A 26,486-nucleotide genomic window follows, 5' to 3' on the forward strand; every position below is an offset into this window, starting at 1 on the left:
ATCGGTTCGCTTACAGACGGCAACCTGATGGCGCTCGGCGCAGTCAGAAGTTGCACAAGCACAACCACAACACGGAGTACGGACGACGCACTCTCGGGGAGCGCATATGCACATCAGGGGCGACCACGCCGAGCTGGTCGTCGGGGGCCGCCTCGACGTCCGCAGCGCGGCGGACGCCCGTACGGTCCTGCACTCGGCCGTCGACGACGGGATCGGCGACCTGGTGCTCGACCTGTCCGAACTGGACTCCTGGGACGCCACGGGCCTCGGGGTGATCATGGGGGTCCACCGGCGGGCCGGGCGATGCGGCCGGCGACTGGTGCTGCGTGCCGTCCCGCCGCAGATGCAGCGTCTGCTGGTGGCCACCCGGTTGCACCGGATCCTGGCCATCGAGGGCGGTATCGGCGTGGAGTCGCTCCCCGGGGTGTGAGCACCCGCCGAGCGGCGTCACGGGAGCGAACACCGACGAAACGCGCGTCGCGCGCAATCCTCACGAGACTGTGATGTCTCGGACGGCGCGGCACCCCGGCTTGTCAGAGATACTGTGCGAAGGTTTAGGGTTCGGCTGCCCGCCGCCCGCAACCCTCGTACGGGCACCGGACCAGAAGCGACAGCGCAGTGTGCGGCAAGGCCGGGAGGGGCTCAGCACACGACGCTTTTGGGGGGCTTGGACCTATGGACCCGAACCAGCCGGGACCCGAGGAGTACGGCCGCGACGGCGCCCATGCCACACCGCGCCAGCGCCCGCCGCGGGACCCCATGACATCCGACTTCGCGCAGCCGGCACTCGCCCGCACCGTGCAGCTTGTGACGGGTGACTTCCTGGTCACCGTCAACCCCGTCGACGGCAGCGAGATAGAGGTGTGCCCGCCCGGGCAGCGGCCCGAGCCGCCGGCCAAGCACACCGCCGCCGCGCGCGCCGAGAAGGCCCGCGCCGCGAGGCCGCCGGTCCCGCCCGGCCCGGCCCGCCCGCAGCCGCCCCTGCTGATGCGTCAGGAGGAGCGGGAGCGGCTGGTACGGCTCCTCGCACGCGGCCGCTCGGTCCGGCTCACCGGGCCGTCCGGCTCCGGCCGCACCGCGCTCCTGGACCTCGTCGCGGAGGACTGCGCGGACCTCGCCCCCGACGGCGTGATCCGCCTCTCCGGCTGCCGGCGCTCCGCGAGCGACCTGCTGCACGAACTCTTCACCGCCGTCTACGACGCGCCCCTGTTCCGCCCGGGCCGGGAGGAGCTGGCGCGGTACCTCCAGGACGTCGGCGCCGTCGTCGTCCTGGACGACCTGGAGTTCGGCGGCAGCGCGCTCGACGAACTGCTCGACGCGACGCCCGAGTGCGCCTTCCTGCTCGCCGCCACCCCCGAGGTGCCCGCGCCCTCGGCCGACTCGCGCGTGGAGGAGGTCTTCCTCGGCGGACTCGACCGCCCCGGCAGCCTGGAACTCCTGGAGCGCGCCGTGGGCCGCGACCTCACCGAGGACGAGGCCAACTGGGCGGGCGACCTGTGGTTCGAGTCCGAGGGACTGCCGCTGCGCTTCATGCAGGCCGGGGCGCTGCTGAGGCAGCGGGACCGGCAGCGGGCCGAGGAGGACGCCGTCGACGAGTTCGGCGTCTTCCAGCACGTCCCCGAGCAGACCGGCGATCCCGCGCCCGTCGACGCCGTCGACGGCCCCGCCGCACCCCTGCCGTCCCTCGCCGAGGCCGCCGCGGCCGCGCCGCTGCTCGCCTCCCGGCTGAGCCCGTCGGCGCGCGAGACGCTCAAGTTCGCGGTCGCGCTGGGCGGCGAGGTGCCCCACCAGACGCATCTGCCGGCCCTCGTGGACGACACCCACGCGGACGCGGCGCTCGCCGAGCTGGCCGACTGCGCGCTGGTCTCCCAGGCCGGCTCGCGCTACCGGCTCGCCGCCGGGGTGACCGCCCAGCTGGAGGCCGCCGGGTACGCGACCGGGGCGGAGGAGTACGCGCTCAAGGCCGCCCAGCACTACTCCTGGTGGGCCGGACACCCCTCCGTCACCCCGGCGCGGGTGGCGGCCGAGGCCGACGCCCTGCTGGCCGCGCTGACCGCCCTGGTGCCGCTCACCACCCGGGAGCCGGTCTCCCCTCAGCAGGAGGGGAACGCGTCCTCGCCCGGGGAGGACGAGGAGGAGGCCCCCGCCGTACAGCTGGCCCGTCAGGCGGCGCCCGCGTTCGCCGCGGGGCTCGACTGGGGGGCCTGGGAGCGGGCGCTGCGCTTCGGCGCGGAGGCGTCCCGGCTCGCCGGTTCGGTTGGCGAACAGTCCTACTTCCACCATGAGTTGGGCATACTCGCGCTCTGTGCGGGGCAGGTCGACCGAGCCCGCGCCGAACTCGAGGCGTCCATGGGGCTGCGCGGCGCCCTCGCCGACAAGCGCGGCACGATCGCCGGACGCCGGGCCCTCGCCCTGGTCTCCGACCGCGCGGAGACCGCGCCGCTCGCCCTGGGCGTCACCGCGGGCGAGGACGCGTCGGACGCGCGGCCGGAGGGCCCGGCCTCCCCGTCCCGCGGAGTTCCGGCCGCCTTCGCTCCGGCCGCGCCGACCGGCGACACGGCGACGCTCCTCACGTACCAGGCGACGACCGCTCCGGCCCCCCGGCCCGGTGGCCTTCGCGGTGTGGTGCAGGGCACCCGGCGCAATCTGGTCGCCGCGGGCGCGGGAGCGGCCCTGGTGGCCGTGCTCGGCACCGTGGTGACCCTCGGCATGACCGACAACCACAGCGACACCCCGTCCGGCAACGTCCGCGTGGGGCCCTCGGCCAGCCAGGGCTCGAACGACGACAGCATCGGTGCGGACAAGCCGGACAAGGGGAGCGGCGGGGGCACGGTCGGCGTGGCCAACGCCCCGACGGCGACGAACCCGGGCTCGAACGGCGTGTCGGGTACTCCGACTCCGGGTGCGACCGGCGGCGTGCCCTCCGACGCCCCGACCGACACGATGGGGGCGACCCCGTCGAAGTCGTCGTCGAGGCCGACGTCCCGGCCCCCGACGAGGCCGACGACGCCGACGTCGAAGCCGTCGAATTCGCCGAGCCCGCAGTCACCGACGCCGACCCCGTCGGGAAGCTCGTCGGGGCCGACGACCACGCCCCCCGTCTCCAACTCGGCCAGCGGCCAGGCGTCCTCCAGCGCCCCGGCCGCGACGACCAGTTCGGTGAGCGGCGGCTCGGGGACACCCAGCAGCACGGGTTCGGTCATCTGACGGCCCCCGTGGCATGAGAGGGGCCGGGTGCCCGCCCCGCAGCGCGGGCACCTCCGCCCCCGCCCCCTCCGCGGCGGCGCGGCTCGCCTGAGCGGTGCCCGGAAGACCGACGGCCGGGTCCGAGTCCGTGTGGAACGGGCTCGGACCCGGCCGTCGGTCGGCGGATCCGGAACAGTGGGCTCAGAACAGCCGCAGCTTGTCGTCCTCGATGCCCCGCAGCGCGTCGTAGTCCAGGACGGTGCAGCCGATGCCGCGGTCCGTCGCGAGAACACGGGCCTGGGGCTTGATCTCCTGGGCCGCGAAGACGCCGCGGACCGGCGCGAGGTGCGGGTCGCGGTTCAGGAGTTCCAGGTAGCGCGTGAGCTGCTCCACCCCGTCGATCTCGCCGCGCCGCTTGATCTCGACCGCCACGGTCCCGCCGTCGGCGTCCCGGCACAGGATGTCCACCGGGCCGATCGCCGTCATGTATTCGCGGCGGATGAGCGTGTAGCCCTCGCCGAGGGTCTCGATGCGGTCCGCGAGCAGCTCCTGAAGGTGCGCTTCCACGCCGTCCTTGATCAGCCCGGGGTCCACGCCCAGTTCGTGCGAGGAGTCATGGAGGACTTCCTCCATTGTGATGATCAGTTTTTCGCCCGTCTTGTTGACGACGGTCCAGACGCCCTCCTCGTCGCCTGTCCCCTCCTTCAGCGTGCAGGGCGGCGACATCCAGTTGAGGGGCTTGTAGGCCCGGTCGTCCGCGTGGATCGAGACGCTGCCGTCCGCCTTCACCAGGATCAGGCGGGGTGCGGAGGGAAGGTGGGCGGTGAGCCGACCCGCGTAGTCGACTGAGCACCGGGCAATGACGAGACGCATGGTCGGCAACGCTACTCGACCGAACCGCCCCGACGCGATTCGCCCTCCTCGGTCCCGCTGCGGACCGGCCTCCCCGCATCCTCCGTTTCACCCGGGATGCCCACGTTCGCCAATGGCTTGTTGTGTGCCTAATGAGAGTCGGCTCTGTGCGCATTCTCCTGGTGCGGTCACCGCCCGTTGCTTACCGTAGTAAACGGGAGGTCGCGCGGTGTGTACGCAGCGTGTTCGATAGTGCGAACTCCCTTCCCTGTCCGTGAACCCCTGTTGTCTCGGGGTGCGAGAGGAGTACCCATGTCGCTCGACGTCTCACCGGCCCTACTCGAACAGGCCGAGCGAGGCGAGGTCGACGAAGCCGATTTCGTCGACTGCGTCCGGACCTCCCTGCCCTATGCGTGGGAGATGATCAGCTCCCTGGTGGCCCAGCTGAAGGTGGACGGCGGCGCGTTCGCCGACAACCAGACGCCCCCGCCGGACGAGCAGGCACGTGGACAGCTGCTGCGTGCGCTTGCCAGTGACGCGATACGCGGCGCCCTGCAGCGGCACTTCGGAGTGCGCCTGGCCTTCCAGAACTGCCACCGGGTGGCGGTGTTCCCGCTGGACTCCTCAGTGGACGACACGTTGGCTCGCTTCACCTCGGTCCGCAGTCAACTGCTCAACCAGTCGCCGGAACTGCGCGACTGCTGAGCCACACGAAGCCGTAAGGCTTGCCGCTCGGTACGCGGGAGGTGCATCTGTACCGGAGCGGCAAGCTCCCGCCGGGCCCGGGTGACGGGCCCGGGCCCGGCGGGCTCAACGGAGTTGGGGCAGTACCTCGGCACCCAGCCTGCGCACGTTCTCCTCCGTCGCCGCGAGGTCCCCGGAGCCTTCGAGCAGCAGGGCGAAGCGGTTGATGCCCGTGCGCTCGGAGGTCGCCGTCAGACGGTCGGCGCACAGCCGTGGCGTGCCCACCGGGTGCAGTCCACAGAGCAGTTCGGTGTACGCCAGCGGGTCCCGCATGCTCCGGGCCCGGCCGTCGACCGTCACATGCGCCTCGAGGCCCTGTTTCAGCCAGCCTGGCATCGCCTTCGTCAGCGTCTCGACGGCGTCGGTGCGGCGGTCGGCGATCTGGCAGACGCCGGCCGAGACATGACCGGCCCGGGCGACGGTGTCCCCGTCGATCCCGGCCGCGCGGGCGCAACTGCGCCACAGCGCCACCATGTCCGCCTTCTCCTCGTCCCCGACATGCATGCCGAGGAGCATCGGCAGCCCCCGCTCGGCCGCGAGCCTCACGCTCGCGGGTGAGGTGCAGGCGACGACGACCTCGGGGCCCTCGGTGTCGGTGAGCGACTCGGACGGGCGCGGGACGACCGGAACCTCGCGGAAGGTGAATCGTTCCCCCGCGGCGGCGACGGACGGTTCGCGCAGCCAGCGCACCAGCAGATCGAGTGATTCGGGGAAGTCCGTCTCGTACGCCCGCAGGCCCGCGCCGAACACCTCCAGGTCCACCCAGGGACCGCCGCGCCCCACCCCCAGGGTGAAGCGCCCGCCCGTGGTGAGGTGCAGCAGCGCGGCCTGCTCGCCGAGCGCCACCGGGTGGGAGGTGGGCAGCACGCTGACCGCCGTGCCGACCCGGATCCGTCGGGTGCGGCCCAGCAGGAGGGCCGCCAGGGTGATCGCGGAGGGGCATGTGCCGTACGGCACGAAGTGGTGCTCGGCCAGCCATACCGCGTCGAGGCCCGCCTCCTCGGCGACTTCGGCCGACCGCACCGCACGGTGCAGCGCTTCCCCCTGTCCCTGGCCCGGAAACTGGGCGGCCAGTACAAAACTTCCTACGAGCATGGCATTTCCTGCTTTCCTGGCTCCGACGCGGAGCTCCCCCACCCGGCATAACTGCCTGACATGTGCCGAAGTCACGGCCTCACGGAGAGATTTGCGGATTGTCTGCAGAATCCGCCGGTGGGAGGGGGTTCTGTCAGGGTTGGATACGTACGCGTACCCGCGTCAAGCCCGCGTAGGCTGGATGCGGCCCCTGCTCCCCGATGACTTCGTGAGGTGTTCCGTGTCGCCGCGTCGCAACCGCCCCAAGGGCTCAGGCTCGTCCGGCCGGAGCGCGGAGGACGACGAGCAGCCCCGCTTCGGCGGGCGGCAGACCACCGAGAGCTGGCGCGGCGAGGAGTGGAGCGTGCGCCATGTGGCGGGCGCCGCGGCCGAGGGCAAGACCTACCGCTGCCCGGGCTGCGACCAGGTGATCCCCTCCGGCGTCCCGCATGTGGTGGCCTGGCCCGAGCACGCGGGCGTGGACGACCGCCGGCACTGGCACCGGGCCTGCTGGAACGCGAAGGACCGCCGCACCACGCGGGTGCAGCGGTCCCGTAACGCGCCGAGGTACTGAGGACTGAGGGACTGACTACACGTCCCGACGCTCCAGCAGCAGGTAGGCGCCCGCGAAGGCGGCGGCGGTCACCCCGGCCATGATCCACAGCGGGTCCCAGCCGGACGGGCCCGACGAGGTCAGGGAGTTGGAGTAGAAGACGCTGAGCTGGTTCGGGATCGAGTACTCGAACAGGGCCTTGCGCACGCTGTCGAGCGAGTCCGAGAACATGAACAGCGCGATGACCAGCGGGGCCAGCACAACGCCGATCATGATGGTGATGGCGCCCGCCGAGTGCCGGATGACCGAGCCCAGGGCGAGCGAGAGCAGGCCGAGCAGCGCCAGGTAGAGCGAGATCCCGAGCGTGCCCTTCAGCCACTCCCCGCCGGAGGGTGTCCGGGCGCCGTCGAGCAGGGCCACATCGGCGAAGGCGACCAGGCCGACGGAGATCAGGGTCACGGTGAACGCGACCGCGAAGAACACCACCGCCTTCGCGGCCAGCACCCGCCCGCGGGAGGGGCAGGCGACCATCGTGGTGCGGATCATGCCGGTGCCGTACTCCGAGGCCGTGGTCAGCACGCCGAGCGTCATGACGCAGATGCTGCCGAGCAGCAGCCCGAAGACGCCGAACGACAGCGGGTTCTGCCCGTTCAGCTCCGCCGTCCCGGAGTTGGCGGCCACCAGCGCGGCGACCAGCAGACCGATGCCGACGACGAGCAGGACGAACACGCCCAGCGTCCACATCGTGGAGCGCACCGACCTGATCTTCGTCCACTCCGAGGAGAGGGCGTGCCCGAGGCGCGTGCGCACCACGGGGATCGGCGAGGTGTAGGTGGGATACGCGGACCCGGGGTCCGTCTGCCAGGCGGGCGCGGCCTGCGGCATCGGGGGCTGGGGCGTGCTCATCGGGCGTCCTCGGACTTGGTCAGGTCGGCGGCGGCGGGGGCGGAAGCAGGGGCGGAAGCGGGGGCGGAAGCGGGGGCCTCAGGCTTCGCGGGCGGCTGCTCGGGCGCGGAGGCCTCGGGCTTCGCGGGAGCCTCGGCGGCGGGCGCGGCGGCCTCGGGCTTCGCGGGAGCCTGGTCCTGCGGGGCCGGCTGGGCGTAGGGGTTCGGCTGCCCGTTCGTGCCCGCGGGCGGCTGCCCGGGCAACGCGAACGGCTGCCCGCCGTGCTGGGGCGACGGCGGGGCGTACCAGCCCGGCTGGCCCTGCCCGGGCACCGGCACCGGAGGCTGGACGCCGGGCGGCAGCGGCTGCATCAGACCGGCCTTCTGGTCGATCGTCGAGCGGTAGTCGACCGCGGCCTGCGTCATCCGCATGTACGCCTCTTCCAGCGACGCCTGGTGCGGCGACAGCTCCCACAGGCGTACGTCGCTGTCGTGGGCGATGTCGCTGATGCGGGGCAGCGGCAGCCCGGTGATCCGCAGCGCGCCGTCCTGCTCGGGCAGCACATGACCGCCCGCCTCGGTGAGCGCGGAGGTCAGCTTCTCGCGCTGCTGTGGCTCGGTGTCGGGCGTGCGCACCCGCGCGAAGTCGGCGGAGTTCGCCGAGATGAAGTCCTTGACGCTCATGTCGGCGAGCAGCTGCCCGCGCCCGATCACGATGAGGTGGTCGGCGGTCAGCGCCATCTCGCTCATCAGATGGGAGGAGACGAAGACCGTACGGCCCTCCGCCGCGAGCGCCTTCATCAGATTGCGCACCCAGAGGATGCCCTCGGGGTCCAGGCCGTTGACCGGCTCGTCGAACAGCAGCACCTGGGGGTCGCCGAGCAGCGCGGCGGCGATGCCGAGACGCTGGCCCATACCGAGCGAGAAGCCCTTGGACCGCTTCCTGGCCACCTCCTGGAGCCCGACGACGCCGAGCACCTCGTCGACGCGGCGGGCCGGGATGCCGGACAGCTGGGCCAGGCTGAGCAGGTGGTTGCGGGCGGACCGGCCGCCGTGCACGGCCTTGGCGTCGAGCAGAGCGCCGACCTGGCGGGCGGCGTTCGGCAGCCGGCGGTACGGGTAGCCGCCGATCGTCACCTGCCCGGCGGTCGGGTTGTCCAGGCCGAGGATCATCCGCATGGTCGTCGACTTGCCCGAGCCGTTGGGCCCGAGGAAGCCGGTGACGGCACCGGGCCTCACCTGGAAGGAAAGGTTGTACACGGCCGTCTTGTCGCCGTAGCGCTTCGTCAGGCCGACTGCCTCGATCATGCTCCGCACCCATCGAAAGGTTCAGGACGTCGGGGCCCACACTGCACTGCCCCCATAAGGGTTAGGAGCTTATCGGGGCGCTGACGGTTCCACTCAAGAGAATGTAAAAGCTCGCAGGTCACCGGGGTGTGACGGGGACCTGACGATCAGGCGTCGCGTCTCCTCAGCAGGAGATACCCACCGGCCAGCGCCGCGGCCACCCACAGCACCATGATCCCGAGACCGCCCCAGGGGCCGTACGGGGTGTCGTCGCCGAGCCTCGGCACGACCTGGAGGATCCTGCTGCCGGCCTGGTCGGGCAGGAATCGGCCGACGTTCTTCGTCGCGGAGACGTTCCCCAGGATGTTGGAGATCAGAAAGAAGAACGGCATCAGGATGCCGAGCGACAGCATCGGCGAGCGCAGCATCGCCGCGACCCCCATCGAGAACACCGCGATGAGCGTCATATAGAGCCCGCCGCCGAAGACCGCGCGCAGCACGCCGGGCTCGCCGAGCGACGCCCGGTAGGGGCCGAGCATCGCCTGCCCGAGGAAGAAGGCGGCGAAGCTGGTGACCATGCCGACGACGAGGGCGAGCGCGGCCGCCACCGCGACCTTGCCGAACAGGAACGTGCCGCGCCGGGGGACCGCGGCCAGCGAGGTGCGGATCATGCCGGTGCTGTACTCGTTCGACACGACGAGCACCCCGAACACGATCATCGCGAGCTGGCCGAGGCTCATCCCGGCGAAGCTCACATAGGTCGCGTCGAAGGAGAGCCGGTCGGCCGGGAGGGTGCGGTCGGACTCGCTCCGGGTCAGCGCCGAGATCAGCATGCCGAGCACCACGGTGACCACCAGTGCCAGGGACAGGGTCCACACCGTGGAGGCCACCGACCGGATCTTCGTCCACTCCGAGCGCAGGACCTGGGTCACCGCCATGGCTCAGCCCGCCTTTCCCCGGTCGGCGCCCCATCCGGCGCGTGCCGCCTGCCGGGGCCGGCCGACGGCCGCGTCGCTGTGCGCGTGGTACTCCACCGCCGGTGCCGTCAGCCGCATGAACGCCTCCTCCAGCGAGGCCTGCCGGGGGCTCAGCTCATGCAGGACGATCTGGTGGCCGGCGGCCAGCTCCCCGATCAGCTCCGCCTTCTCGCCCTCCACCTCCAGGGCGCCGCTGCCGCACTCGACGACCGTGATGCCGTCCTCGTGCAGCACATCGAGCAGCCGCTCGCGCTGCGGGGTGCGGATCCGGACATAGGTGCGGGAGTTCTGCCGGATGAAGTCGGCCATGGAGGTGTCGGCGAGCAGCCGGCCCTGGCCGATCACGACGAGATGGTCGGCGGTCAGCGCCATCTCGCTCATCACGTGGCTGGAGACGAACACGGTCCGGCCCTGCGCCGCGAGGGACTTCATCAGGGTGCGGATCCAGTGGATGCCCTCGGGGTCCAGGCCGTTGGCAGGCTCGTCGAACATCAGGATGTCCGGGTCGCCGAGGAGCGCGGCCGCGATACCGAGGCGCTGGCCCATGCCGAGCGAGAAGCCCTTGGCCTTCTTGTGCGCCACGGCGGTCAGCCCGACGGTGTCGAGGACCTCGTGGACACGGGAGGCGGGAATGCCGTTGCTCTGCGCGAGACACAGCAGATGGTTGAAGGCGCTGCGCCCGCCGTGCACGGCCCCTGCGTCGAGCAGGGCGCCGATGCAGGTCAGCGGGTCCTTCAGCTGGGCGTAGTGCCTCCCGTCGATACGGACGTCGCCGGCGGTGGGGTGGTCGAGCCCGAGCACCATCCGCATGGTCGTCGACTTCCCGGCGCCGTTCGGCCCGAGGAAGCCCGTGATCACGCCCGGTCTGACCGTGAACGTGAGGTCGTCGACCGCCAGTTTCTCGCCGTACCGCTTGGTCAGCCCCTCCAGCTCGATCATGCGGCCACCGTAAGACGGGCGTTCGGGGCCTGCCACCCGAGCCGGTCGCCCGGCGGAAGGGACCGGTGCCCGCGTACGACGGAGCCCGCACCCCCGAGGGATGCGGGCCCTGTCGTCATACAACCGGTCAGGCGTTACCGGGACTGCTGCGCCGGGACCCCACGGGAGATCGGCTCGTCCTCGGCCGGCGAACCGGCGGCGGCCACCGCCGCGCCCGTGAGCGTCGCGAGCATCTCGCGGACGTTCGTGAGCTGGGCGTTGATGGAGTCGCGACGGTTCGTCAGCGCCGCCAGCTCGCGCTCGGATTCCGAGCGGATGCGGTCGGCCTTGGCGTTCGCGTCGGCCACGATGTCCTCGGCCTGGCGCTGGGCCGTCTCCACCGTCTGGCGGGCGCGGCGCTCGGCGTCCGTACGCAGCTTCTCGGCCTCCAGGCGGAGCTGCTCCGCGCGGTGCTCGATCTCGGCCAGTCGCTTCTCGGCCTTGGCCTGACGCGAGGCCAGGTCGCGCTCGGACTGCTCACGCCGCTTGGCGAGGTTCGTCTCGAAGTCGGCGGCGGCCTGCGCGGCCTTGGCGCGGGTCTCCTCGAAGAGGGCGTCCGCCTCCTCGCGCTTGGACTGCGCGTCCTTCTGCGCCTCGGAGCGCAGCTGCGAGGCGTCGCTCTTGGCCTTGTCGACGATCCGGACGCCCTCGTCCTCGGCCTTGGCCTTGCGCTCCGCGGCGAACGACTCCGCGTCGTTGCGCACCTGCTGGGCCGCCGACTCGGCGAGCTCACGGTGCTGCTCGGCGGCGCGGCGGGCCTCCTCGCGCAGGTCCTTGGCCTCCTCCTCGGCGAGACGGAGGATCTTCTCGACGCGTGCGCCGAGACCCGCGTACGACGGCTCCGCGTCGGTTACCTGGGCCTGGGCGTGCTGCGTCTCGAGGTGGAGCTCCTCGATGCGCTTTTCCAGAGCGGTGATGCGGGCAAGAGCACTGTCACGGTCGGAGACGAGCTTGGAGATCCGTTCGTCCACCTGAGCGCGGTCGTACCCACGCCGCACAAGCTCGAAGCCGTAGGGGGAAGTGTCGCTCATGGGGTTCCTGTCGAATGAGACCAGTGAGGTGATAAGGGAATCCTAGGGGTCGATGCGGCGTGTCATCGAGCGGATGCGTGTTTGATCTGGAGAATGACACTCCTTTTGGGTGGCTGACTGTCGGGAGGCTTGCCAGGACCTGTGGAAACGTCCCGACAAGCACAGAATCAGCGCTTTTGACTACCCTTCTGACGCCTTGCCACCCGAACGGGTCGCACCCGCCGCGGCTCCCGCCTTGACGCCCCCGTCCTTGCCCCCGTTCGGAGCCTCGAAGGACTCCAACGCCTCCAGGACATCCTGGACACGCGAGATCTCCGCGTTGATGTCCTCGCGCCGGCGCACCAGGATCTCCAGCTCCCGCTTGCCCTCCTCGACGGCCTTGCGGGCCTCGCGGATGGCCTCGGCCTTGATCTGCTCGGCCTCGGAGACCAGCGTGGCCTTCTTCTGCTCGGCCTCCTTCAGCAGGCCCTCGGCCTTCTTGACGGCGGCGATACGGACCTTGCCGGCCTCGGAGTTGGCCTCCGAGAGGGTCTCCTTCGCCTGCGCCTTGGCCTTCTCCAGCTGCTCTTCGGCGGCCTTGACCAGCGCGTCGCACCGTTCGCCGGCCGACTTCATCGTCTCGGCCGACTCGCGCCGCGCCCGCTCGTGCAGCTCCTCGATCTCCGTCGTGATGCGCTCGCGCAGCTCCTCCGCGCGCTCCCGGATCGCGGTCGCGTCCCGGCGCGCCCCGACGAGCAGCTCGTCCGCGTCCGAACGGGACCGCTCCACCAGCGTGTTGCCCTCGACCGTCGCCTCGGCGACCAGGCGCTCGGCCTCCTTGCGCGCGGCACCCACCATGGTGTCCGCCTGCGTCTCGGCCTCCGCCGTCGTCTGGTGGGCGCTCTGCTGGGCCTCCGTGAGCAGCTTGTCGGCCTCGGCCGTGGTCTCCGTGATGAGCGTGTCCACCTGTTCGGCCGCCTCGGAGCGCCGCTTGTTGGCGTCCTTGCGTGCCTCGTCCAGGGTGCGCTGGGCCTCCTCGCGGGCGGCCGTGGTGAGCCGCTCGGCCTCCGCCTCGGCCTCGGCCCGCACCCGCTCCGACTCCTTGCGGACGCGCTCGGCGTGCGCCTGCGCGGACCCGACCGTCTCGGCGGCCTCGGCGCGCAGCCGCTCCGCCTCGCCGGTGGCGTCCGACAGGAGCGCATCGGCCTTGGCCACGGACTCGGCCCGGACCCGCTCGGCCTCGGCGGCGGTCTCCGTGGTGAGCCGCTCGGCCTCCGACGCCGCCTCGGTGATCAGGGTGTCCGCCTGCGTGGCCGCGTCCGAACGGATCCGGTTCGCGTCCTCGCGCGCCTCCGCACGGGTGCGCGCCGCGTCCTGCTCGGCGGTGGCGACGGTGTCCGACGCCTCCGTCCGGGCGCGCTGGGCGTGCTCGGCGGCCTCCGTGCGGATCCGCTCGGCCTCGGCGATCGCGTCCGAGACGGTCCGCTCGGCCAGCGACTTGGCGGCGTCCGTCTCCTCGGCGGCCTCCCGGCGGATACGGCCCGCGTCCTCGGAGGCCCGCTCGCGCTCCGCGTAGGCGTCGGCGCGGACCCGGTCCGCCTCCTCCTGCGCCTCGGTGCGCGTACGGTTCGCCGCGTGCTCGGCGGCCGAGCGCAGTCCGGTGATCTCCTCCTGGGCCTGCTCGTGCAGCCCGATCACGGAGTCCCGCACCTGCTGGGCGTGGAGCTCGGCGGCCGACACCATCTCGGTGGCGCGCCGGTCTGCCTCCTCCACCAGGCGTACGGCCTCGGTCTGGGCCTCCTCGACCCGGGCGCGCGCCACGGCGAGCAGTTCCTCGCTCTGCTCGCGGGCCCGCTCGCGCTCCTGGTCGGCCTCCTGCCGTGCGGAGCCGAGCAGCTCCTCGGCCTCGCGGCGGCGCCGGACGGCCTCGTCCTGGGCGGCGGCCAGCGTCTCGGTGGCCTCGGCGGCCAGCCGCTCGGCGGCGGCCTGGGCCTCGGCCCGGACCCGGTCGGCAGTGTCCTGCGCCTCTGTCTTCAGCCGCTCGGCCTCGGTCGCCGCGTCCGTGCGCAGGCGTACGGCGACGGCCTCGCCCTCGGCACGGGAGGCGGACGCGTCGGCCGCGGCCTCCGTACGCAGCCGGTCGGCCTCGGCCTCGGCCTGCGCCTGGAGCGTACGGCTGCGCTCGGCGGCCTCCGACCGGAGCCGGTCGCCCTCGTCGACGGCCTCGCGGCGGATCCGCTCGGCCTCCGCCCGCGCGTCGGAGAGCGCCTCCTCGGCGGAGGTGAGCCGCTGCTCGGCCTCGCTCTGGAGGCGGGTCAGCTCCTCGGCGGCCTCCGTGCGGCGCGCCTCCACGGCCCGCTCGGTGTCGTCGCGCAGCTCGCGGGCGGCCTTCTCCGCCTGCTCCCTGATCGCGTCCGACAGCTCCACGGCCTCGGCTCGCTGGGTCTCGGCCTCCTTGCGGGTGCGCTCCAGGGTCTCTTCGGCCTGGCGGCGCAGCGTCGAGGCACGCTCGATGGCCTCGGTACGGACCTTCTCGCTGTCGTTCGCGGCGCTCTGGCGCAGCTCGTCCGCGTCGGCCTTCGCCTTGGCGAGCAGCTCCTCGGCGGTCTTGGCCGCCTCCTCGATCTGCTGGACGGCCTCGCGCCGGGCCTCGGCGCGGATTTTCTCGCCCTCGGCGACCGCCTCGGAGCGCAGGTGCTCGGCCTCGCCGCGCAGCCGGCGGGCCTCCTCCTGGAGCTCGACCGTCTTGGCGCGGTACTCCTTGGTGTCGTCCTTCGCCGCGCCCTTGAGCTGCTCGGCGAGGTCGTGCGCCTCGCCGCGCAGCCGGTCCGCCTCCGCCTCGGCCTCCCGGCGGATCCGCTCGGCCTCCTCGGCGGCGGCCTTGGTGGTCGCCTTGGCGTCCTCGGACGCCTTGGTGAGGACGTCCTCGGCGGTACGGGCGGTCTTGGCGAGCTGGGAGGCGGTCTCCTCGGCGGTGATGCTGCGGGCCTTCTCACCGGCCTCGGCGAGGATCTTCTCGGCCTCGGCGCGCGCGTCCGCGACCACCTGCTCGGCCTCGGCCTTGGTGACCTCCGCGTCCTTGGTGGCCTCGCTGACCAGCCGGGCGACCTGCTCCTTGGCGGTGCGGGTGCGCTGCTCGTTGGTCGACTCGGCATGGGCGAGGGCCTTGGTGGCGGCGTCCTTCGCCTCGGCGACGACCTTGTCGGCCTCGGCGCGCGCCTCGCGCAGGGCCGTCTCGGCCTCCGCCATCCGCTGCTCGGCGGTACGGCTCAGCTCCGCCGCCTGACGGCGGGCGGTGTCCGACTCGGTCGCGGTGGAGGACCGCAGCTGCTCGGCGTGGTCGGTGGCCTCCTGGGCCTGGGTGGACGCGGCGTTGAGCAGCCGTTCGGCGTCCGTGCGGGCCCGGCGCAGGATCTGGTCGGCCTCGCTGCGGGCGCTCTCGGTGTCGCTCTGGAGCCGCTGCCGGGCCTCGGCGACGAGCCGCTCGGCCTCGGCGCGCGCGGCGGCCAGGGACTGCTCGGCCTCGGCGCGGGACTCCTCCACCAGCCGGCGGGCCTGCGCCTCGGAGCGGGCGCGCAGCTGCTCGGCCCACGCCACGTTCTCGTTGACGTGCGACTCGACGGTCTGTCGGCGCTCCGCGAGCTCCTGGTCCAGCTGCTGGCGGCGGGCGACCGCCTCCCCGTGCAGCTCCGCCTGGAGGCGGGCGACCTGCTCGGCGTGCTCCTGGAGGATGCGCTGCGTCTGCGCGCGGGCCTGGCTCAGCTCGCGTTCCGCGTCCGCCCGCAGCTGGTCCGCCTGCATCTGCGCCGTACGGAGCATCTGCTCGGCCTGATAGCCGAGATCGGCCCCGTCGTAGGCGGGACGGGTCATGAGTGTGCGCCGCGCCTCGTGCAGCTTGGCGCGCAGCACCTCGACCTGGTAGCCGAGATCCTCGGCGTGCTGGATCGCCTTTTCCCGCTCGGTCTTCAGCCGCTCCATCTCGGCCTCGAACCGAGAGAGGTGGTCGACGTCAGCCGCCGGCTCTCGCTCCTGGCGTTCGTAGCCCCGCACTGCGCGGTCCCATCCGTCCCCTGGTCGCAAGTCTCTCCAAACGAGCTCCGTCCATCCGCCGAACGGGGCCCCCGGGGAATGGTGTCAGATCAACGGCGGAGCATGGGCTGCTGCCCCGACGCTCGTCCCCCGAAACCCGGACCCCGGCCTGTCGTCACGCCGCTCACGGCGGGACGCGGTCGCCCTGGTGGAGCGACGACCGCCCCCAACCCTACCGGCCCATATGTACGGCAGTCAGTGCTCAGGTGACTCAACAGCCGCCGATGTGACGAGTTCCGTGAGCACACCATGGCAATCCTTGGGGTGCAGGAAGGTGATCCGCGACCCCATGGAACCACGTCGTGGCTCGTCGTACAGGACGCGTACGCCCTTGTCCCGGATGTCGGTGGAGTCCTGGTCGACATCCGCCGTACCGAAGGCGATGTGATGCACGCCCTCGCCGTTCTTGGCCAGCCACTTGGCCACGGTGGAGTCCTCACGGACGGGTTCGAGGAGCTGGAGGTAGGAGGCGCCGCCGTCGTCCGTGTTGTTGATCTTCAACATGGCCTCCCGCACGCCCTGCTCCTCGTTGACCTCGGTGTGGAACACCGTGAAGCCGTACGTCGAGGTGTAGAACTCGACGGTCTTCTCCAGGTCGAAACAGGCGATCCCGATGTGGTCGATTCGCGTCAGCATAGGAATCAGTGCAGCGCTCCGGGCGTGGTTACGCAACGTGCGCGCGATCACACTGACAGCCCGATGACGGGGTGCGGTACTGCTCAGTACATTCGAAGTAAACCCTCGTTCACTCCTCGGCTGTGCAGGCCGGAAGGGGATCGCAGCTCATGTCTGGAACGAACAGCACGACCTCCGTCATCGTCGCGGGTGCCCGCACCCCGATGGGACGGTTGCTCGGCTCGCTCAAGTCCTTCTCCGGAGCCGACCTCGGCGGCTTCGCGATCAAGGCCGCCCTCGACCGTGCGGGGATCGGCGGCGACCAGGTGCAGTACGTGATCATGGGTCAGGTGCTGCAGGCCGGGGCCGGCCAGATCCCGGCGCGCCAGGCCGCGGTCAAGGCGGGCATCCCGATGAACGTCCCGGCCCTGACCGTCAACAAGGTGTGTCTGTCGGGTCTGGACGCGATCGCGCTCGCCGACCAGCTCATCCGCGCGGGTGAGTTCGACGTGATCGTCGCGGGCGGCCAGGAGTCCATGACCAACGCCCCCCACCTGCTGCCGAAGTCCCGTGACGGCTTCAAGTACGGCGCCGTCGAGATGCTCGACTCGATGGCCTACGACGGTCTGACCGACTCGTTCGAGGGCATCGCCATGGGCGAGTCCACGGAGCACCACAACACCCGTCTGGGCATCGGCCGCAAGGAGCAGGACGAGGTCTCCGCCCTGTCCCACCAGCGCGCCGCGGCCGCCCAGAAGAACGGCATCTTCGAGGCCGAGATCACTCCGGTGGAGGTACCGCAGCGCAGGGGTGAGCCCGTCGTCTTCAGCAAGGACGAGGGCATCCGCGGCGACACGACGGTCGAGTCGCTGGGGAAGCTGCGCCCGGCCTTCAGCAAGGACGGCACCATCACGGCCGGCTCCTCCTCGCAGATCTCGGACGGTGCGGCGGCCGTGGTCGTGATGAGCAAGGCCAAGGCGCAGGAGCTGGGCCTGGAGTGGATCGCGGAGATCGGCGCCCACGGCAATGTGGCGGGTCCCGACAACTCGCTGCACTCGCAGCCGTCGAACGCGATCCTGCACGCGCTGAAGAAGGAGGGCCTGGAGGTCTCGGACCTCGATCTGATCGAGATCAACGAGGCGTTCGCGGCGGTCACCGTGCAGTCAATGAAGGACCTGGGCGTTTCCCCCGAAATGGTGAACGTCCATGGCGGTGCGATTGCCCTTGGTCACCCCATCGGCATGTCCGGCGCCCGGATCGTCCTCCACCTCGCCCTGGAGCTCAGGCGGCGTGGCGGCGGCGTCGGCGCGGCCGCGCTGTGCGGCGGCGGCGGTCAGGGTGACGCGCTGATCGTGCGGGTACCCAAGGCCTGAGCGGTCTCGCCCCGACCTCTTGACGTGAACGTCGTGAACGTGTGAACGGAGCTGTGATGCAGGACGTCTCCTCACTGGTGGCCCAGGCCAGGGACGGCCGCCCGCGTGCCGTGGCCCGGCTGATCTCCCTGGTGGAGGGGGCGTCCCCGCAGCTCAGGGAGGTCATGGCGGCCCTGGCGCCACTGACGGGCAACGCATATGTGGTGGGCCTCACGGGCTCCCCGGGCGTCGGCAAGTCCACGTCCACGTCGGCGCTCGTGACGGCGTACCGCAAGCAGGGCAAGCGGGTCGGCGTCCTGGCCGTCGACCCGTCCTCGCCCTTCTCGGGCGGCGCGCTGCTCGGCGACCGGGTGCGGATGTCGGAGCACGCGTCCGACCCGGGTGTGTACATCCGCTCCATGGCCACGCGCGGTCATCTGGGCGGCCTCGCCTGGGCGGCCCCGCAGGCGATCCGGGTGCTGGACGCGGCGGGCTGCGACGTGGTCCTGGTGGAGACGGTGGGCGTCGGCCAGTCGGAGGTGGAGATCGCCTCCCAGGCGGACACCTCGGTCGTGCTGCTGGCCCCCGGGATGGGCGACGGCATCCAGGCCGCCAAGGCCGGCATCCTGGAGATCGGCGATGTGTACGTGGTCAACAAGGCCGACCGGGACGGCGCCGACGCGACCGCGCGTGAGCTGAACCACATGCTGGGGCTCGGGGAGTCGCGGGCCCCGGGCGACTGGCGCCCGCCGATCGTGAAGACGGTCGCGGCGCGCGCCGAGGGCGTCGACGAGGTCGTCGAGGCGCTGGAGAAGCACCGGGCGTGGATGGAGGAGCGCGGGGTGCTCACGGAGCGCCGCCTCGCCCGTGCCGCGCACGAGGTGGAGACCATCGCGGTGACGGCCCTGCGGGAGCGGATCGGCGATCTGCACGGCGACCGCCGGCTGAGCACGCTGGCCGAGCGCATAGTGGCGGGTGAACTCGACCCCTACCGGGCGGCGGACGAACTGGTGGCGGGCCTCACGAACGGCTGAGGGCCGGCCGGGTGCCGGGAAAACCCGTGGCGGGCCCTGGCACCCGTTGATACGTTGACCCGCATGTTCCTCCTCTTGGCATAGGACCCGCCCAGGTCCGCGATCGGCACACGGCGTCCGGCCGTGGTCGTCGCGGGACTCAGGCGTCCCCTTCCATGCCTTCAGCCGAGGAACCTCCACGTGTCAACGCCTGCTTCCGGGCGGCCTTCGTATGCCGCCGTTCTGCGTGTCCCGTACGCCCGCCGCACCTTTGCCGCCGCGCTGGTCGGCCGGTTGTCGTACGGGACGGTGTCCATCGCCGTCATGCTGTCCGTGACCAGGGCGACCGGGTCCTACGCCGCGGCCGGTACGGTCATGGCGCTCTTCGGCGCCACCTCGGTCCTCCTCTCGCCGTCGCGGGCGGCGTTCGTCGATCGGTACGGACCGAGACGGGCGCTGAGACCGATGGCGCTGATCTACGGCGCGCTGCTCGCGACGCTTTCCGCGGCGAGTTGGCGGCCCGGTGTCCCGGCACCGCTGCTGGGAGCCCTCGCCCTTGCCGCCGGTGCCTTCGCACCCCCTCTGGGACCCACCATGCGGGCGGTGTGGAGCGGGCTGATCGACGACCAGCGGCTGTTGCAGCGCGCCTTCGGGCTCGACGGAGTGGTCGAGGAACTGTTGTTCGTGTCCGGCCCGCTGCTGGTGGGCGCAGTGGTGCGGTGGGCGCCACCCGCGGCCGGGGTGGCGCTCAGCGCGCTCCTGGTGGTCGTGGGGACCACCGTCTTCGTCTCGTCCCCGCTGGTGGCCCGTGCCCGCCCCGGCACGGCGAGGCGGACCCGCTCCCCGGGACGCCCGCGGGGAGCGCGGGGGCTCGCCCAGCCGGTGATGGTGGCCGCCGGGGTCGGGCTGGGGATCGGCGCGCTCGATCTGCTGGTCCTGGCCTTCGTCGAGGAGCGGCGCTACGGCGACGACGTTGCGGCGTGGGTGCTGGCGGCGCTGTCCGCGGGCAGCGCCGTCGGCGGGCTGCTGAACGGCGCGGCCGACTGGCGGACGAGCGCGCGGGTCAGGCTGCCGGTGCTCGCGGCGGCGCTGGGCCTGACGCTGGCCGTGGCGGGCCTTGCCCCCGGTCTCGCCGTCCTCACGTCGGCCGTGGCCTGTGCGGGTCTGTTCATCGCCCCGGCCCTGACGACGTCGTACCTGATCGCGGACGAGTCGGCACCGCCGGGCTTCCGCACCCGGGCCGGCGCCTGGGTGAACACGGCGGTCAACGCCGGAAGCTCGGCCGGTTCGGCGGCCGTGGGCGTGCTGCTGGGCCGTCTGCCGCTGGGCGTGTGCTTCGCGCTGTCCGGCGCGGCCACCTTGGCGGCCGCCGCTCTCGCCGGTCGTCCGGGCCTCGTACGCGGAGTACGGCCGCACCGGCCCGGCCCGCCGGAGGTGGGCGGAGAACCGTCCGCCGACGGTGTGCTCGCGGCCGCCGCAGCGGAGGCCGGGGGCGAGTGCGCAGGCGCGTCGTCCGCCTGCCCGGCGCGGCCGCGGCGACGGCGCGGCCGCCGGCGCTGACCGTCACCGCCGCGCGGGCGGCCGCGCGGCGCTGACCGTCACCGCCGCGCGGGCGGCCGGCGGATGCGACGCACCGCCGGGCGTGCCCGGGGTACCGCTACGGCTTGCCCCGCTGTCCCCTCAGGTGCTCCGCGATCGGGCGCAGGGACTTGTGCACCTGCTCCAGGTCGTCCTCGGAGAGCAGGTCGATGAAGTGTCTGCGCACGGACGCCACGTGGTGCGGCGCGACCTTCCGCATCGTCTCCAGGCCGTGGTCCGTCAGGACGGCGAACAGACCCCGTCGGTCCGACTCGCAGTTCTCGCGGCGTACCAGGTTCGCGTTCTCCATACGAGTGATCTGGTGCGAGAGCCGGCTCTTGGACTGGAGGGTGGCGGCCGCGAGGTCGCTCATGCGCATCCGCATGCCCTCCGACTCCGAGAGATTCACCAGAATCTCGTAGTCGTTCATCGTCAGGCCGAACGGTTGCAGATCCCTTTCGAGCTGGTACGTCAACAGCCTGTTGACCTCCAGGTGGGTGCGCCAGGCGCACTGCTCCGCATCGGTCAGCCAGCGCGTGGCCGTCTCGGTCTCCATGAATGAAGTCTACCTAAAAGGTTGAAAGGCGTACTAGTGAGGGTGGTGTGACAGTGCGCACGCGTTCGATGTCACACTCCGCAGACTACCGCTCACAGCCCGAAGCGACGCTGGAGGTCCCCCAGCTGTCCGGGAAGGCGCGGTGCCCCCGGCTGTCCCTGATGACCGGGTACCCCTCCGCCGCCCGGTACGCCGGGCTCGTGTGGAACCGCTCCCGTGGACTGCTCCGCCATAAGGGTCTCCGAGGACTGGAGCAGCACCGTGCCCGCCCCGACGAACTCGAACTGGTGCTCCTCCCCGGAGGCCCCGCCGAGGCCCGTCATCGCACGTAGACCGCCCCATACGCCCGTCAGATACCCATGGTCGTAGTGATGGCACGGAGACGGGCAGTCGGCCCAGCCGACCAGTGCCTGAGGGTCCACCCGGATCGGGGGTTCCATGAACACCACCGGACCGTTGGACGCGGCCACGAACTTTCCGGTTCCGAGGAGTGTCAGAAAACCGGGAATGATCGACTGCTTCAGCGACAGACTTGGCTGAAAAGCGAGCAGGTTGCCCGAGCGAATGGTCAGATTGCCGTCGTCCAGGTCGTAGGAATTCACATCGAAGGCCCGGTCGGCGAGGAGCATCTTGCCGGAGCCGTCGGCCACCACCCAGTCGCTCGCGTGCAGTGGCGAATGGAAGGAAGTACGGACGAGGCGGTCCAGACGGCCGTGTCCGACGCCGTTGAACTCGATCGCGCCGTAGTACGCGATCATCTTCCCCTTCTGCAGGAACCACTGGCTCCCCTTGAGCTCCACGCAGAAGGTGTACTTGTTGACGTTGTCGTCGGCCGGCAGCGTCATCGGGTCGTGCACGACGGGCCCGGCGCCCGGGTAGGTGGTCACAGCTTCTCCTCCGACGCCTGCACGTACACCGCACCACTGCCGCTCAGCTCCAGCTGGAACGCCTCGCCGGAGCCACGCCCCACCATGTCGCGCCAGCCGAGCGCCGTGGACAGCTTGTTGCGTACGTCACCGTGGTGCGCGACATACGCCTGGGGGTCGACATGGACCGGGTGCTGCGGGGTGATCGGCACCTCGAAGACTCCGCCGTGCGCCATCACGGCGACCGCGCCGTGCCCGGTGAGGGTGGTCGTGAACAGGCCCTGGCCGGTCACCTGGCCGCGCACCAGGCCCATCACGCCGCCCTGCGCGCCCAGGAACATCGTGCCCTGCTGGAGCGTGCCCTCGAAGGCGAGCAGCCGGTCCGCCTCGACGTAGAGCGTGTCCCCCGTGAGGTCGATCACCTGGATGTGGTGGCCGCCGTGCCCGAACAGCACCGTGCCGCTGCCCTCGACCGTCATCAGCGGGGTCGCCTCGTTCGCGATCCGGCGGCCGAGCATCGACATCATCCCGCCCTGGCCGCCCTGGATGTTCGGGGTGAAGGAGACCTCTCCCTTGTAGGCGAGCATCGCGCCGCGCTGGCTGTACAGCCGCTGCCCCGGCACCACCGTCGCCTCGATCATCTTCGAGTTCATCTCGCGGAAGCCCATGTCAGAGATCACCCGCGATCGTGTTGCGCTCGCTGGGCTGGACGTAGACCAGCCCGTCCCCCTCGAAGCGGATCTGGAAGGCCTCGCCGCCGCCCTCGCCGAGGAATGTGCGGAACGTCACGCCCGACTGGAACGACTGCCGCAGATTCCCCTGGTGCGCCACATACGCGCCCGGGTCGACGGTCAGCGGGTACTGCGCGCTCACCCGCAGCACCACCGCCGGACCGTCCGACATGATCGCGGCCTGGCCGTGGCCCTCCACGGTCGTGGTGAACAGGCCGTTGCCCTGGGAGGCGCCGCGCAGGCCGGTGAAGGTCGTGCCCGTGCGCAGGCCGGCGTCCGTCGCGAGCAGATTGCTCGACTCGACGTACAGCTTGTCCCCGCGCAGGTCCACGAGATTGATCTCGGAGGCGCGGTCCGCGAACCAGCACGTCCCGCGTCCCTTCACCTCCATCACGGTCATCTGCTCGCCGGTGAGTCTTCGGGTCACCATCCCCCGGAGCCCCTCGCCGCCGCCGGTGAGCTTCTTGAAGGCCATCTGGCCGTCGTACGCGACCATCGAGCCGTTCTTCGCCTTCACGGCGTCCCCGGTCATGTCGACGGCCAGCACCTTGCTGCCTTGGAGTCGGAACATCGCCACGAGGTGAAGGTAGCCGCCGGGCGGGCGGAGCGGACAGAGCCCGAAGGTGGATCCCACCCTGACCCGTCCCTGAGGCCTACGCCCACGCGTCATCGACACCCCGCCCCCCGGTTCCCGGACCGTCGCGTCCCGGATGTCACAATGGGGGGCGCTTGTGCACACGTTCACAAAGCGACTGTGTCGTCAGCGAATCTCCCACCGAAGGTGACCCGTGGACATAAAGACCGCCACCGCCCTCCGCCGGCTCCGCCTGGTCTCGGCCCCCGAGGCCGTCTCCTTCCTGCTGCTGCTCGTCTGCTCGGTACTGAAGCGCACCTCGGACTTCAACGCGGTGCCCGTCATGGGCTCGATCCACGGCGTGCTCTTCATCCTGTACGTGATCTTCTGGGCCGACGCCTGGAACCGGGCCAGGTGGTCCGTGCGGACGGCCGCCCTCTACTTCGTCCTCTCCGTGCTGCCGACCGGTGGCTTCTTCGCCGAGCGCAAGCTGCGCCGCGAGGCCGAGAACGCGGTCATCGCGGCCCGCGCCCGCAAGGAAGGGATCGTGAACGCGTGATCGTCGCCTTCTCGGTGACGCCCCTGGGTGTCGGGGAGGACGTGGGGGAGTACGTCGCCGACGCCGTGCGGGTGGTGCGGGAGTCCGGTCTGCCGAACCGCACCGACGCGATGTTCACCTCGATCGAGGGTGACTGGGACCAGGTCATGGACGTCGTGAAGCGCGCCGTCGCGGCGGTCGAGGCGCGCGCCCCGCGGGTCTCCCTCGTACTGAAGGCGGACATCCGCCCGGACGTGACGGACGGCCTCACCTCCAAGGTGGAGACGGTGGAGCGGTACCTGTCCACCGAGTGACGCGCCCTCCGCGGCGGAGATCACGGCGGTGACCACGGCGGGAATTCCGAGTGGGACTCCGAGTGGGACTCCGAGCGGAAGACCCGGCCGAAAGCCCCGGCCCCGGCGGCCGGGGCTTTCCCGTTGCCGTGGTTTGAGCGACTGCTCAAATGCCTGTACTGTCAGGTCAGTTGTTTTGAGCAGTCGCTCAAATAGGGCCGTTGGCATGGGGGATCGGCAATGGGGCTCTACGTGGAGGCGCACATACGGGGCGACCTCGACGAACTCTGGGCCCGCACCCAGGACCCCGCGCACCACCGCCGCTGGGACTTCCGCTTCACCGAGATCGACTGCCTGCCGGGCGCGGAGGACGAACCGCGCCGCTTTCGGTACGTCACGCGCATCCTGCCCTTCCTGACCGTCTGCGGGACCGGGGTGTCGGCCGGGGAGAAGACGCGCCCGGACGGGACGCGCACCTCCGCGCTGCGCTTCTGCTCGCCGCACCCGCTGTCGCTGATCGCCGAGGGCAGCGGCTACTGGCGCTACGTGCCCGACGGCGACGGCGTCCGCTTCCTCGCCGGGTACGACTACCGGACGCGCTGGGGCGCCTTCGGCCGCCTCGCCGGCCGGCTGTTCCTGCGGCCCCTCATGGGCTGGGCGACGGCCTGGTCCTTCGACCGCCTCCGCCTGTGGGTGGAGCGAGGGGTGACACCGGAGCGTGCACTCGCCAACTGGTGCGCGGAACTGGTCGTCCGGGGGGTGGTCCTCACCGTCGCCTGCGTCGGCCTCGGGCTGCGCTCCTGTGTACGGCTGTTCGGCCCCCTGGCGGCAACGATGGCGTATCTGTGCCCGCTGCTGCTGGCCGTCGTCATCTCCCTGGCCCTGTGCAAGGAGCCCCTCGCCGGCACCCCGGCGGCGCGCCGCTGTCTGCGCACCCCGCCCACCCGGGTGCGCGCCCCGCGCCTGCTGGCCGCCCTGGAGCGGCCGTCGTGACCTCGGTCCTCCGTACGGCGCCGGGCGACGCGACGCCGGGCGGCGGCAAGAGGCGCGATGTCCCCTTCAAGATCGAGAATGTGCCCTGCACCGACACCGCCGACCGTGAGACGGTGTCGTCCGTGCGCATCCTCCACCTCCCCGGCACACACCAACTCCTGGCGAGCGAGCCGCACTTCTTCCGGATATGCGCGCGTGAGGCGCACCCGCGCTTAGGGCGTGTTGCGAAAGTCCCGTCGTTCGCCCGGAGGGCGGGCCTCGCGGCGTCAGGCGCGTGCTATCGGTGTGCGGGGCGGGAGCCCTCGTACTGGATGTACGTGGGGTTTCGCCCGGTGCGGCGGTGGGGGCACCGCCCGCGCGAGCGAAGTCGAGCGTGGGGGAGCGTGCATGGCGTCGCGAGGCAGGCGGTACTTTCGCAACACGCCCCAGGGCTCCCGTCGCGGCCCGTGGAGGAGGAGGCGCGGGCGTGAGCGAGACGACGAAGGTGAAGCTGCTTCAGGGGGCGCTGCGGACCCTCACCGAGCAGGGGATCGCCAAGACCTCGGCGCGCACGATCGCGGCGACGGCGGGGGTCAACCAGGCGCTGGTCTTCTACCACTTCGGCTCGGTGGACGAGCTGCTGGCCGCCGCATGCCGCTACGGCACGGAACAGCGGGTGGCGCGCTACCGGGACCGCCTGGAGAGCATCAGCTCGCTCGGTGAACTCCTCTCCTTCGGGCGGCAGGTGCACGAGGAGGAGAAGGCCGCGGGGCATGTGGCCGTGCTGGGCCAGCTGCTGGCCGGTGCCCAGACCCATCCCAGGCTCGCGCCGGCCACGGCCGCGGGGCTCGACCTGTGGATCGCGGAGATCGAGCGGGTGCTGGTGCGGGTGCTGGCGGCGACACCGGCGGGGGAGTTCGCGGACCCGGCAGGGCTGGCCCGTGCGGTGTCCGCGTCCTTCGTCGGGATCGAGCTGTACGAAGGGGTGGACACGGCGGGCGCGCGCGCCGCGCTGGCCGCCCTGGACCAGCTGGTGACCCTGGTGGCGGCGCTCGACGACCTCGGCCCGGTGGCACAGCGAGCGGTACGGCACGCACTGCGCCGGGCCTCGAACGCCCCGGAGCGTACGTAGGGCCGACGGGCGCGGGACCGCACCCGCCGGGTCGTGCCGCGTCCGCCCGGCTCCGGCCCTCAGGAGACCGCCGGGCGCCGCGGCCGCCTCCCGGTGCTCACCGCTGCCGTTCCAGGTGCTCCTTGAAGTGCTCCAGATCGCCGCGGACCAGCCGCTCGATCGCGTTCGCCTGGGCGAACCCCTTCGGGCCGCCGAAGCTGTCCCGCACGGGCCCGGGGTCGTACTCCACGCGTGCCTGGACGCGGGTGTGGCCCTGGTCGATCGGCTGCAGCGAGAACGACCCCGACAGCCGGGGGTCGCCCGTGGTGCGCCACTCCATCACGCGCCGGTCTCCGTGGTCGGAGACCTCGGCCTCGAACGACCGGGACCGGCCGCCCGTGTCGACGTCCAGATGCGCCCGGCCGCCCGTCTCCGTACGGGCGTCGCGCACGCCGTCCATGAAGCGCGGATACTCCTCCATGTGGTGCAGGCTGTCCCAGGCCGCGTCGATCGGGACCGCGATGTCGACGTGTTCCTCGAGGGTGCTCATGGCTCACCTCCACGTTCGCCCCGTGCACGGGGCCCTCTGTCTCCAGTGTGCGCCCGGCGCCCGGGGCCGACCGAAGAGCGAGACAGGGCTGACCACCATGTGA

Annotated in this window: 25 protein-coding genes; 11 read left to right on the forward strand and 14 right to left on the reverse strand. The window is 71.8% G+C overall.

Annotated elements, in window-relative coordinates; genetic code table 11:
- Positions 1–106 precede the first annotated feature (106 nt).
- Positions 107–430, forward strand: coding sequence for an STAS domain-containing protein (locus ACFYX0_RS25275; protein WP_311697334.1), 324 nt, complete (start codon positions 107–109; stop codon positions 428–430).
- Positions 431–675: 245 nt separating this feature from the next.
- Positions 676–3,207, forward strand: a complete 2,532-nt coding sequence (locus ACFYX0_RS25280; protein ID WP_388973312.1) for an ATP-binding protein — start codon at positions 676–678, stop codon at positions 3,205–3,207.
- Between the two features lie 180 nt (positions 3,208–3,387).
- On the opposite strand, the gene nucS is transcribed toward ACFYX0_RS25280, so the two are convergent.
- Entirely contained in the window at positions 3,388–4,059 is a 672-nt protein-coding gene (nucS, locus tag ACFYX0_RS25285; protein ID WP_311697332.1) for an endonuclease NucS, read from the reverse strand.
- A gap of 291 nt (positions 4,060–4,350) precedes the next feature.
- Here nucS and ACFYX0_RS25290 point away from each other — a divergent pair, with 291 nt between their 5' ends.
- Positions 4,351–4,743, forward strand: coding sequence for an SCO5389 family protein (locus ACFYX0_RS25290; RefSeq protein WP_310767044.1), 393 nt, complete (start codon positions 4,351–4,353; stop codon positions 4,741–4,743).
- 105 nt (positions 4,744–4,848) lie between these two features.
- Here the strand turns inward: ACFYX0_RS25290 and ACFYX0_RS25295 are convergent, their stop codons facing one another.
- A complete protein-coding gene (locus ACFYX0_RS25295) occupies positions 4,849–5,877 on the reverse strand; it encodes an LLM class flavin-dependent oxidoreductase (RefSeq protein WP_388973313.1) in 1,029 nt (342 codons plus the stop codon).
- 220 nt (positions 5,878–6,097) lie between these two features.
- On the opposite strand from ACFYX0_RS25295, the gene ACFYX0_RS25300 reads away from it, so the two are divergent.
- Positions 6,098–6,430 (forward strand): ATP/GTP-binding protein, encoded by a 333-nt coding sequence (locus ACFYX0_RS25300; RefSeq protein WP_311697329.1) that lies wholly within the window; start codon positions 6,098–6,100, stop codon positions 6,428–6,430.
- A gap of 15 nt (positions 6,431–6,445) precedes the next feature.
- Here the strand turns inward: ACFYX0_RS25300 and ACFYX0_RS25305 are convergent, their stop codons facing one another.
- The 7 genes from ACFYX0_RS25305 to mce all read right to left on the reverse strand — a co-directional run bounded on the left by ACFYX0_RS25305 (position 6,446) and on the right by mce (position 16,270).
- Positions 6,446–7,315 (reverse strand): ABC transporter permease, encoded by an 870-nt coding sequence (locus ACFYX0_RS25305; RefSeq protein WP_388973315.1) that lies wholly within the window; start codon positions 7,313–7,315, stop codon positions 6,446–6,448.
- Complete coding sequence (locus tag ACFYX0_RS25310) at positions 7,312–8,601, reverse strand: ABC transporter ATP-binding protein (RefSeq protein ID WP_388973317.1); 1,290 nt, start codon at positions 8,599–8,601, stop codon at positions 7,312–7,314. The genes ACFYX0_RS25305 and ACFYX0_RS25310 overlap by 4 nt, the downstream gene beginning before the upstream one ends.
- A 146-nt stretch (positions 8,602–8,747) precedes the next feature.
- The gene (locus ACFYX0_RS25315) at positions 8,748–9,518 is read right to left on the reverse strand and encodes an ABC transporter permease (RefSeq protein ID WP_355915625.1); all 771 of its coding nucleotides are present in this window, start codon (positions 9,516–9,518) and stop codon (positions 8,748–8,750) included.
- Between the two features lie 3 nt (positions 9,519–9,521).
- A complete protein-coding gene (locus ACFYX0_RS25320) occupies positions 9,522–10,496 on the reverse strand; it encodes an ATP-binding cassette domain-containing protein (RefSeq protein WP_388973319.1) in 975 nt (324 codons plus the stop codon).
- Between the two features lie 134 nt (positions 10,497–10,630).
- Positions 10,631–11,566 carry a cellulose-binding protein gene (locus tag ACFYX0_RS25325; protein ID WP_388973321.1) on the reverse strand — a complete coding sequence of 312 codons (936 nt, stop codon included), beginning with the start codon at positions 11,564–11,566 and terminating at the stop codon, positions 10,631–10,633.
- A 180-nt stretch (positions 11,567–11,746) separates the two neighbouring features.
- A complete protein-coding gene (gene scy, locus ACFYX0_RS25330) occupies positions 11,747–15,595 on the reverse strand; it encodes a polarized growth protein Scy (RefSeq protein WP_388973322.1) in 3,849 nt (1,282 codons plus the stop codon).
- Positions 15,596–15,829: 234 nt separating this feature from the next.
- Positions 15,830–16,270, reverse strand: coding sequence for a methylmalonyl-CoA epimerase (mce, locus tag ACFYX0_RS25335; RefSeq protein ID WP_311697322.1), 441 nt, complete (start codon positions 16,268–16,270; stop codon positions 15,830–15,832).
- Positions 16,271–16,419: 149 nt separating this feature from the next.
- Between mce and ACFYX0_RS25340 the strand changes: the two genes are divergently transcribed.
- From ACFYX0_RS25340 to ACFYX0_RS25350, 3 genes are all read left to right on the forward strand, one after another.
- Positions 16,420–17,622 carry an acetyl-CoA C-acetyltransferase gene (locus tag ACFYX0_RS25340; RefSeq protein WP_388973324.1) on the forward strand — a complete coding sequence of 401 codons (1,203 nt, stop codon included), beginning with the start codon at positions 16,420–16,422 and terminating at the stop codon, positions 17,620–17,622.
- 56 nt (positions 17,623–17,678) lie between these two features.
- The gene (meaB, locus tag ACFYX0_RS25345) at positions 17,679–18,635 is read left to right on the forward strand and encodes a methylmalonyl Co-A mutase-associated GTPase MeaB (protein ID WP_311697320.1); all 957 of its coding nucleotides are present in this window, start codon (positions 17,679–17,681) and stop codon (positions 18,633–18,635) included.
- Between the two features lie 180 nt (positions 18,636–18,815).
- Positions 18,816–20,174, forward strand: a complete 1,359-nt coding sequence (locus ACFYX0_RS25350) for an MFS transporter (RefSeq protein WP_388973325.1) — start codon at positions 18,816–18,818, stop codon at positions 20,172–20,174.
- 97 nt (positions 20,175–20,271) lie between these two features.
- Here ACFYX0_RS25350 and ACFYX0_RS25355 read toward each other — a convergent pair whose 3' ends face one another.
- From ACFYX0_RS25355 to ACFYX0_RS25370, 4 genes are all read right to left on the reverse strand, one after another.
- Positions 20,272–20,748, reverse strand: coding sequence for a MarR family transcriptional regulator (locus tag ACFYX0_RS25355; protein ID WP_311697318.1), 477 nt, complete (start codon positions 20,746–20,748; stop codon positions 20,272–20,274).
- A 92-nt stretch (positions 20,749–20,840) separates the two neighbouring features.
- Positions 20,841–21,593 carry an AIM24 family protein gene (locus ACFYX0_RS25360; RefSeq protein WP_388973376.1) on the reverse strand — a complete coding sequence of 251 codons (753 nt, stop codon included), beginning with the start codon at positions 21,591–21,593 and terminating at the stop codon, positions 20,841–20,843.
- Positions 21,594–21,631: 38 nt separating this feature from the next.
- On the reverse strand, positions 21,632–22,282 hold the full coding sequence (locus tag ACFYX0_RS25365) for an AIM24 family protein (protein ID WP_388973378.1): 651 nt from the start codon (positions 22,280–22,282) through the stop codon (positions 21,632–21,634).
- 1 nt (position 22,283) lies between these two features.
- Positions 22,284–22,916 (reverse strand): AIM24 family protein, encoded by a 633-nt coding sequence (locus ACFYX0_RS25370; RefSeq protein WP_311697369.1) that lies wholly within the window; start codon positions 22,914–22,916, stop codon positions 22,284–22,286.
- 217 nt (positions 22,917–23,133) lie between these two features.
- Between ACFYX0_RS25370 and ACFYX0_RS25375 the strand changes: the two genes are divergently transcribed.
- The 4 genes from ACFYX0_RS25375 (at position 23,134) to ACFYX0_RS25390 (ending at position 25,854) form a co-directional block, all read left to right on the forward strand.
- The gene (locus ACFYX0_RS25375) at positions 23,134–23,478 is read left to right on the forward strand and encodes a DUF3817 domain-containing protein (RefSeq protein WP_355915649.1); all 345 of its coding nucleotides are present in this window, start codon (positions 23,134–23,136) and stop codon (positions 23,476–23,478) included.
- Positions 23,475–23,771 (forward strand): MTH1187 family thiamine-binding protein, encoded by a 297-nt coding sequence (locus ACFYX0_RS25380; RefSeq protein WP_355915652.1) that lies wholly within the window; start codon positions 23,475–23,477, stop codon positions 23,769–23,771. Before ACFYX0_RS25375 ends, ACFYX0_RS25380 begins: the two co-directional genes overlap by 4 nt.
- Before the next feature lie 219 nt (positions 23,772–23,990).
- The gene (locus ACFYX0_RS25385; RefSeq protein WP_388973327.1) at positions 23,991–24,743 is read left to right on the forward strand and encodes a hypothetical protein; all 753 of its coding nucleotides are present in this window, start codon (positions 23,991–23,993) and stop codon (positions 24,741–24,743) included.
- 466 nt (positions 24,744–25,209) lie between these two features.
- Complete coding sequence (locus tag ACFYX0_RS25390; protein ID WP_388973329.1) at positions 25,210–25,854, forward strand: TetR/AcrR family transcriptional regulator; 645 nt, start codon at positions 25,210–25,212, stop codon at positions 25,852–25,854.
- 97 nt (positions 25,855–25,951) lie between these two features.
- Here the strand turns inward: ACFYX0_RS25390 and ACFYX0_RS25395 are convergent, their stop codons facing one another.
- The gene (locus ACFYX0_RS25395; protein WP_388973331.1) at positions 25,952–26,383 is read right to left on the reverse strand and encodes an SRPBCC family protein; all 432 of its coding nucleotides are present in this window, start codon (positions 26,381–26,383) and stop codon (positions 25,952–25,954) included.
- Positions 26,384–26,486 lie beyond the last annotated feature (103 nt).

The sequence above is a fragment of the Streptomyces sp. NPDC002573 genome (genome assembly GCF_042889625.1).
Lineage (GTDB): Bacteria > Actinomycetota > Actinomycetes > Streptomycetales > Streptomycetaceae > Streptomyces > Streptomyces gibsoniae.

Bases quoted from the DNA above. Each gene is read 5' to 3' on its own strand.
- ACFYX0_RS25280 (WP_388973312.1), top strand. From the start codon at position 676: ATGGACCCGAACCAGCCGGGACCCGAGGAGTACGGCCGCGACGGCGCC.
- ACFYX0_RS25395 (WP_388973331.1), bottom strand. From the start codon at position 26,383: ATGAGCACCCTCGAGGAACACGTCGACATCGCGGTCCCGATCGACGCG.
- ACFYX0_RS25340 (WP_388973324.1), top strand. From the start codon at position 16,420: ATGTCTGGAACGAACAGCACGACCTCCGTCATCGTCGCGGGTGCCCGC.
- ACFYX0_RS25365 (WP_388973378.1), bottom strand. From the start codon at position 22,282: ATGGGCTTCCGCGAGATGAACTCGAAGATGATCGAGGCGACGGTGGTG.
- ACFYX0_RS25320 (WP_388973319.1), bottom strand. From the start codon at position 10,496: ATGATCGAGCTGGAGGGGCTGACCAAGCGGTACGGCGAGAAACTGGCG.
- ACFYX0_RS25310 (WP_388973317.1), bottom strand. From the start codon at position 8,601: ATGATCGAGGCAGTCGGCCTGACGAAGCGCTACGGCGACAAGACGGCC.
- meaB (WP_311697320.1), top strand. From the start codon at position 17,679: ATGCAGGACGTCTCCTCACTGGTGGCCCAGGCCAGGGACGGCCGCCCG.
- nucS (WP_311697332.1), bottom strand. From the start codon at position 4,059: ATGCGTCTCGTCATTGCCCGGTGCTCAGTCGACTACGCGGGTCGGCTC.
- ACFYX0_RS25295 (WP_388973313.1), bottom strand. From the start codon at position 5,877: ATGCTCGTAGGAAGTTTTGTACTGGCCGCCCAGTTTCCGGGCCAGGGA.
- ACFYX0_RS25360 (WP_388973376.1), bottom strand. From the start codon at position 21,593: ATGACGCTGCCGGCCGACGACAACGTCAACAAGTACACCTTCTGCGTG.
- ACFYX0_RS25325 (WP_388973321.1), bottom strand. From the start codon at position 11,566: ATGAGCGACACTTCCCCCTACGGCTTCGAGCTTGTGCGGCGTGGGTAC.
- ACFYX0_RS25315 (WP_355915625.1), bottom strand. From the start codon at position 9,518: ATGGCGGTGACCCAGGTCCTGCGCTCGGAGTGGACGAAGATCCGGTCG.
- ACFYX0_RS25290 (WP_310767044.1), top strand. From the start codon at position 4,351: ATGTCGCTCGACGTCTCACCGGCCCTACTCGAACAGGCCGAGCGAGGC.
- ACFYX0_RS25385 (WP_388973327.1), top strand. From the start codon at position 23,991: ATGGGGCTCTACGTGGAGGCGCACATACGGGGCGACCTCGACGAACTC.
- ACFYX0_RS25370 (WP_311697369.1), bottom strand. From the start codon at position 22,916: ATGTTCCGACTCCAAGGCAGCAAGGTGCTGGCCGTCGACATGACCGGG.
- mce (WP_311697322.1), bottom strand. From the start codon at position 16,270: ATGCTGACGCGAATCGACCACATCGGGATCGCCTGTTTCGACCTGGAG.
- ACFYX0_RS25305 (WP_388973315.1), bottom strand. From the start codon at position 7,315: ATGAGCACGCCCCAGCCCCCGATGCCGCAGGCCGCGCCCGCCTGGCAG.
- ACFYX0_RS25275 (WP_311697334.1), top strand. From the start codon at position 107: ATGCACATCAGGGGCGACCACGCCGAGCTGGTCGTCGGGGGCCGCCTC.
- ACFYX0_RS25355 (WP_311697318.1), bottom strand. From the start codon at position 20,748: ATGGAGACCGAGACGGCCACGCGCTGGCTGACCGATGCGGAGCAGTGC.